This is a genomic window from Nitrospinota bacterium (assembly GCA_035528715.1).
Lineage (GTDB): Bacteria > JADFOP01 > JADFOP01 > DATKYB01 > DATKYB01 > DATKYB01.
The window spans coordinates 1-7116 of the sequence record DATKYB010000036.1 but is presented as its reverse complement, the minus strand read 5'-3'; the positions used below and the strand labels follow the sequence as shown (position 1 = coordinate 7116).

Sequence of the window (7116 nt, the reverse complement as noted above, 5' to 3'; positions counted from 1 at the left end):
TTTTCACCACGTATCACACAATATCATTGTAAGTATATAATTTTCAAATAATTGATAATAAATAACTTTAGTAGAAAAGGCAAGAAAAATTTAAAATCTTAAAACCGCAAATAGTTTTTGATATCTAAAATTCGTAGATTTTATCTTTTTCTATGAAGTCAATATTTTTTATTTCTAATTTTAAAACATCTTTCTTTATTTCCTCAACATATTCAGGCTTGAAGTTATGAAGCAAAACCGGAATATTCGGATTACCTAGTTTTTCAAGCTCTCTCGGTAAATCCTTTGGAATAAGATGACCTGATCTTCTTGCTAATTCCTCCTGAGAATCAGGAAAGGCACTCTCTATAATAATGGCTTTTAGCCTTTTTTCTCTTTTTGCATAATCCCAGATTCTGTTTGTTGGACTCGACTCTCCAGAAAATACTACTGCCCCTTTATTATCTCTTAATATATACCCTACGGCAGCAACAGTATGTTCAACCCTTACAGGAATGACTTCCATTCTACTTACATTAATAACCTCCCCCTCAGTAATTTCTTTCAGTCTTAATGTTGGGTTTTCAGGGCTTGGAATTTTCGTAAAATCAGGCCATATCTCATTATTTAAAATATGTTTTTTTATTGTTTCAAGAACTTCTTTAATACAATAAACATTCACAGAGGAATTTACACAGGCTAGATTATCAGCAATAAAACAGATACCAAAAATAGAATCCAAGTGATAATGAGTAACGAGGATATCTTTGATCTTTTTTTGCTCCTCCAAGCTTAACGCTGAAGCTGCAGCACCTGTTTCTAAGAGCAAAGAATCATTGATTAAAAAACTTGATAGATGAGTATCTAAAGATATCCCTCCATAATTTCCCAATACCCTGATCTTCATCAAAAATCCCTTTGTATTAAATTAGAAACAATAATTTAATGAATACTCTTTTTTAGAAGATTGACAAATTTCCCTACACTGCTTATCAATCTTTGGTTCTTAAGATTTTTCTCAATTACCTTAACGATTGCACTCCCAATAATTACTCCATCTGCAATCGAAGACAAGGCCTCTATCTGTTCAGGGCTTGAAATCCCAAAACCAACCGCAACTGGTTTATCTGTAAGATTCCTTATCTTGGAAATTCCTTTTTTTATTTCTCTAGATAAACCCTTTCTTTCACCTGTAATTCCTAACAAAGAAATATAGTATATAAACCCTCTGCTTTTCTCAGCTATTAATTTAGCTCTTTTATGAGGGGTTGTAGGTGCAATCAAAAAGATGAGATTTAATCCAACTGATTCTGATTCTCTAATGAGATTTTCCCCCTCTTCTGGAGGTAGATCAGGAATGATAGCTCCATCTAGTCCTGATACACATGCATCCTTTATAAACTTCTCCTCACCATATCTTAGGATTGGGTTATAGCTAGACATAATAACAAGAGGAATTTGAGAGTCTTTTCTTATATCCCTTATTAAACCAATGACATCCTTTAAGGATGTATTGTTCTTCAATGCCCGTAGTGAAGCTTTTTGAATCGTGGGACCATCTGCCAGAGGGTCAGTGAAGGGAACACCCAATTCAATAATATCAGCTCCATTTTTCTCCATTTCCAACACAAGAGATTTTGTCATTCTTAAATCAGGATCTCCAGCAGTTATAAATGTAATAAGGCCTGTTTTTTTTCTTTTTTTGAGATCAAGGAATACCTTGTCTATTCGATTCATTGGTCAACCCCTATCTCCCTTACAACAATATCCATATCCTTATCTCCTCTTCCTGAAAGACAGAGTATTACAATATTATCTTTATTGAGTTTTTTGGCTAACTTTTCTAGATAGGCTATAGCATGAGCAGGTTCAAGTGCGGGGATGATTCCTTCTTCTTTAGTTAATAATTCAAAACCTTTTAATGCCTCCTTATCTGTAACAGAAACATATCCTGCCCTTTTTGTCTCTTTGTAATAACTATGCTCAGGTCCAACACCAGGATAGTCAAGCCCTGCAGATATAGAATGCGCAGGGTTAATCTGTCCGTCTTTATCTTGCAGAATATAGCTCATGCAGCCATGCAAAACACCAATGCTACCTGCTGATAAGGAGGCTCCGTGGCTACCAGTTTTGATTCCCAGTCCTCCAGCTTCTACCCCAATAAATTTGACCTGTTTATTATTCTTAAAAGGATGAAAAAGTCCTATGGCATTACTTCCGCCTCCGACGCACGCAACACAATAATCTGGTAGTCTTCCTTCTGCTTTTAAAATTTGTTTTTTTGCCTCTCTGCCTATAATCGACTGAAAATCTCTAACCATCACAGGATAGGGATGAGGCCCAACAACAGAGCCTATAATATAATGAGTATCCCTTACAGAAGAAATCCAATCCCTGAGAGCTTCATTGGTTGCATCTTTAAGAGTCTTTGTCCCTGAGGTAACAGGAATAACTTGAGCTCCTAAGAATTTCATTCTAAAAACATTTAAAGCCTGCCTCTTAATGTCTTCCTCTCCCATAAATACATCACATTTAAGCCCAAAGAGTGCTGCTGCTGTTGCTGTCGCAAATCCATGCTGTCCTGCACCTGTCTCAGCAATTACTCTTTTCTTTCCGATTCTCTTAGCTAAAAGCGCTTGACCGATTGTATTATTAATCTTGTGTGCACCCGTATGAATCAGATCTTCTCTTTTTAGATAAATTCTAGGTCCTTTCAATTTTTCTGTTAACTTCCTAGCAAAATATAGGGGCGTTGGTCTTCCTACATACTCTTTTAAATAATATTGGAATTCTTCTTGGAATTTTTTATCTCTCTTTATTTTTTTATAAACTTTCTCAAGTTCAAACAGAGCAGGCATCAAAGTTTCAATTACATATCGACCTCCAAAGGTCCCAAAAGACCATTTTTTGCCAGATATCATTATCTCTCCATTTCTTTAATAGTTTTTATAAAAGCTTCTACCTTTTTTTTATCCTTTACACCGGGACTTATCTCTACGCCGCTACTTACATCAACCCCATAAGGCTTTATATTCCTTAAAACAAGAGAAATATTTTCTCTATTTAATCCTCCAGCCAATATTATATTACCATATTTTTTTGCCTCACGGACTATACTCCAATCAAAACAAATACCTGTTCCCCCATATTTCCCTTCTAAATGAGTATCTATTAAAAATGTATTAACTAGAGAAGAAAACTTCGAAATATCTTTTATTGAATCTCTATTCTTTATTCTAAAAGCTTTAATTAATCTAATCTTTTTTTTGATTTCTTTACAGAATTTTAGATCCTCATCACCATGGAGTTGCACAAGATCAAAACTGCAATTACTGGCCGTCTCTAATATGACATTTAAATCTGAATTTACAAAAACCCCGACTGTTTTAATAAAAGGAGGCAACTTTTCAATAATTTCCTTTGCTCTTTTTTTTTCTATATATCTGGGGCTTTTTTTATACTGCACAAAACCTAATGCATCAGCCCCACATTCAGCAGCAAATAAAGCATCTTCTAGATTGGTTATTCCACATATCTTGATTTTAACCATAAATAAATTCCATAATAAACTACTTTAAGAATTATCTATTAAATATCTCAATTTATGAGCAATATTATTTTCTTTTATCAATGCTTCACCAATAAGAAAGGCATGGACACCAGCATCTTTGAGTAATGCAATATCTTCTCTTCTTTCAATTCCGCTTTCACTCACTACTATTCTATCAATTGGAATCTTCTTTATGAGTCTTAAAGTTGTATTTATATCGGTCTTAAATGTCTTTAAGTCTCTGTTATTTATACCAATAATTGAACAGTCACTCTTTAATGCCCCCTCCATTTCTAAATCATTATGAACCTCTACAAGACACTCCATACTCAACTCTTTGCTCAAAGAAATAAAATCCTTAAGCTGTTTTTGATCCAGGATAGAGACAATTAATAGTATTGCATCTCCACCAAAAAGCCTTGTCTCATAAATCTGATAAGGATCAATAATAAAGTCTTTTCTTAAAATAGGAAGACTAACTTCTTTTTTTATTTGGGAAATAAATTTTAAATCTCCTTCAAAAAATTTTTTTTCTGTTAAGACAGATATTGCTTTAGCACCATTATTTTCATATATTTTGGCTATATCAATAGGTTTAAAATCTTTACTTATAATGCCTCTTGATGGAGATGCCTTTTTTATTTCAGCAATAATTCTTGTTCTTTTTCCATTGTCTAAAAGAGCTTTTTTAAAATCTCTGGTTGCTGCGTTAACATCTTTGAGTCTTTTCTTTATTTCTGAAAACGAGATAGAAGCTTTAGATTCTTTGATCTCTTTTCTTTTATAATCAACTATCTTTTTTAACATTATTAAACTTAAAATCACTAAAATTAATATAATTATTTCAATTTATTAGATAATTCTATCAATTTTTTGAGCTTCTCCATTGCCTTACCAGAATCAACAACCTCCTCTGATATATTAATTCCTTCTCTTATTGACTCTGCTTTTCCTGCAACCATTATCCCTGCTCCAGCATTTAAAAGAACAATATCTCTTTTTGGTCCTTTTTTACCTTTAAGGATATTAAGAATAATTTTAGTATTTTCCTTTACATCCCCTCCCTGTATATCCTGCATTGATGCCCTTTCTATTCCAAAATCTTCTGGTTTTACATAGAATGTTTTTATTTTCTTATCCTTTAATTGTGTAATCTTTGTATCACTTGTATTTGTTATCTCATCTAATCCGTCCATTCCATGGACAATGAGCGCCCCTTTACAATCAAACTCTTTTAATACATAAGCCATTTTTTCTGTTAGATCTCCATTAAAGACACCAAGAAGCTGGGCATTTGCCTTTGCGGGATTAGTAAGGGGACCAAGGATATTAAAGACTGTTCTTATTTTAATATCCTTTCTTGCAGTCATGACATGCTTCATTGCCTTATGCAGCAGAGGAGCAAACAAAAATCCTATCCCAACCTCATCAATGCACCTCCCCACTTGTTCAGGATTGAGTTCTAGATTTATTCCTAAAGATTCAATAACATCAGCGCTTCCGCAAAAACTAGAAACAGACCTGTTGCCATGTTTTGCCACTCTTATTCCTGACCCTACAACAACAAAAGTCGTGGCTGTAGAAACATTGAATGTTCCTCTTGCATCTCCTCCTGTTCCACACGTATCCACAAGCATCTCCCTGCTCGTGTCAGACATACCTTCTGTAACCTTCTCTTTTGTAGGAATGCTCTCTGCTTTTTCTCTCATAACCTTAACAAAACCGATTAATTCTTCTACTGTTACATTCTTAATCCTGAGAGCAGTAAGAAAGGATGCTATCTGAGAATCGGTAGCTTTTCCTGACATAATTTCTTCCATTACCAAGGATGCCTCTTCTCTCGTTAAATCCTTCATATCCACAGCCTTTGATATTGCATCTAATATCATTGAGCATCTCCTTTAATCTATTTGCAAAAAATTCTCTAAAAGCCTTTTTCCCTCTTCCGTGAGAATAGATTCAGGGTGGAACTGAATTCCTTCTATTTTAAACTTCTTATGTCTTATTCCCATTATTTCATTGTCTTCAGAATAAGAACTGATTTCCAATTCAGAGGGAAGAGACTTCTTTTCTATAATGAGAGAATGATATCGAGTTGCCACAAAGGGATTATTTAACCCTTTATAAATAGATTTTTTATCATGGTGAATCATAGAGGTTTTGCCATGCATTAATCTCTTTGCCCGAATTATTTTTCCTCCAAAGGCATAACCAATACACTGATGACCAAGGCATACCCCTAGAATCGGTGCCTTACCCTTTAAATGCCTCACAACATCCACAGATATCCCAGCCTCTTTAGGGGTGCAAGGACCAGGGGAAATCACTATCCTTTTAGGCTTCAATTTCTCTATTTCTCTCAAGGTAATCTTATCATTTCTATACACAACAACTCTTTCTCCTAATTCTCCTAAATACTGAACGAGATTATAGGTAAAAGAATCATAATTATCTATCATGAGTATCATCTTTAATCGCCTATTTATAAAATTATCTTAATCCTTGGCTTGCCATTTCAACAGCCTTTATCATAGCTTTGGCTTTATTCATCGTCTCTTTATACTCGTTCTCAGGTTTGGAATCAGCAACAATACCAGCCCCTACCCCTAAATAGAGGGTTTTCCCGATAACAAAAGCTGTTCTTATAGTAATACAGGTTTCCATATTACCTGAGAATCCAAAATACCCAATTGCCCCTGCATAGGGACCTCTTTTAGTAGGTTCAAGTTCTTCGATGATTTCCATAGCCCTTATTTTTGGTGCACCAGAAACTGTTCCTGCGGGGAAACATGCCCTTATCACTTCAAAGCTATCCTTTCCCTCTTCCAATTCACCCCTAACATTTGAAACAATATGCATCACATGAGAATACTTTTCTATAACCATAAATTCGTTTACATTAACTGTACCAATTCTTGAAACCCTTCCCAAATCATTTCTGCCCAGATCAACTAGCATAACGTGCTCTGCTCTTTCCTTTGGATCACCCAAAAGTTCTTCCATTAATCTCTTATCCTCCTCCTCGGTTTTCCCTCTTGGCCTTGTTCCTGCTATAGGTCTTAGTTCAACCTTTCGATCTTCTTTTCTTACCATAACCTCAGGTGAAGAACCAACGATTTTTAAATCGCCGAATTTCAAATAATACATATAAGGTGAAGGATTTATTGTTCTTAATGCTCTGTAAATATCAAAAGGATCTATTTCTATTTCTGTCTCTAATCTCTGCGCTAAAACAGTTTGGATGATATCTCCTGATTCAATATATTCCTTGGATTTCATAACTGCTTTTTTAAACTCTTCGATTGTAAAATTTGAAGAGAAGTTAATATTTTTCTTTGTGGTTTTCTTTCTTTTTCTCTTCTTTAACGGCTGATTCAACTTTGATATGATACTATTTATCTTACTTTTGGCTGATTCATAAGCCTCTCTTTGATCTTTACCATCCAGAAAAACATTAGAAACAATCTTCATCTTTTGACTAATATTATCAAAGATAATGATTGTATCAGTAATCATAAAAAAGGAGTCATAGAGATTCAAATCGTCCTCTGTATTATCTGGCAATTTCTCAAAAAACCTTACCATAT

At 34.4% G+C, this 7116-nt stretch carries 8 protein-coding genes; all 8 read right to left on the bottom strand.

Annotated features, from left to right (window positions below):
• Window positions 1–124 precede the first annotated feature (124 nt).
• Entirely contained in the window at window positions 125–886 is a 762-nt protein-coding gene (locus tag VMW81_02390) for a 3',5'-cyclic-nucleotide phosphodiesterase (GenBank protein HUU49793.1), read from the bottom strand.
• Between the two features lie 35 nt (window positions 887–921).
• Window positions 922–1716, bottom strand: a complete 795-nt coding sequence (gene trpA, locus VMW81_02385) for a tryptophan synthase subunit alpha (protein HUU49792.1) — start codon at window positions 1714–1716, stop codon at window positions 922–924.
• Window positions 1713–2900 (bottom strand): tryptophan synthase subunit beta, encoded by a 1188-nt coding sequence (gene trpB / locus VMW81_02380; GenBank protein ID HUU49791.1) that lies wholly within the window; start codon window positions 2898–2900, stop codon window positions 1713–1715. Before trpB ends, trpA begins: the two co-directional genes overlap by 4 nt.
• The gene (locus tag VMW81_02375; protein ID HUU49790.1) at window positions 2900–3529 is read right to left on the bottom strand and encodes a phosphoribosylanthranilate isomerase; all 630 of its coding nucleotides are present in this window, start codon (window positions 3527–3529) and stop codon (window positions 2900–2902) included. The genes trpB and VMW81_02375 overlap by 1 nt, the downstream gene beginning before the upstream one ends.
• A gap of 24 nt (window positions 3530–3553) precedes the next feature.
• Window positions 3554–4336 (bottom strand): indole-3-glycerol phosphate synthase TrpC, encoded by a 783-nt coding sequence (gene trpC / locus VMW81_02370; protein ID HUU49789.1) that lies wholly within the window; start codon window positions 4334–4336, stop codon window positions 3554–3556.
• Between the two features lie 32 nt (window positions 4337–4368).
• Window positions 4369–5418, bottom strand: coding sequence for an anthranilate phosphoribosyltransferase (gene trpD / locus VMW81_02365; protein HUU49788.1), 1050 nt, complete (start codon window positions 5416–5418; stop codon window positions 4369–4371).
• 12 nt (window positions 5419–5430) lie between these two features.
• Entirely contained in the window at window positions 5431–5997 is a 567-nt protein-coding gene (locus VMW81_02360) for an aminodeoxychorismate/anthranilate synthase component II (GenBank protein HUU49787.1), read from the bottom strand.
• 22 nt (window positions 5998–6019) lie between these two features.
• The coding region (locus VMW81_02355) for a chorismate-binding protein (protein ID HUU49786.1) at window positions 6020–7116 on the bottom strand (1097 nt) is incomplete at its 5' end.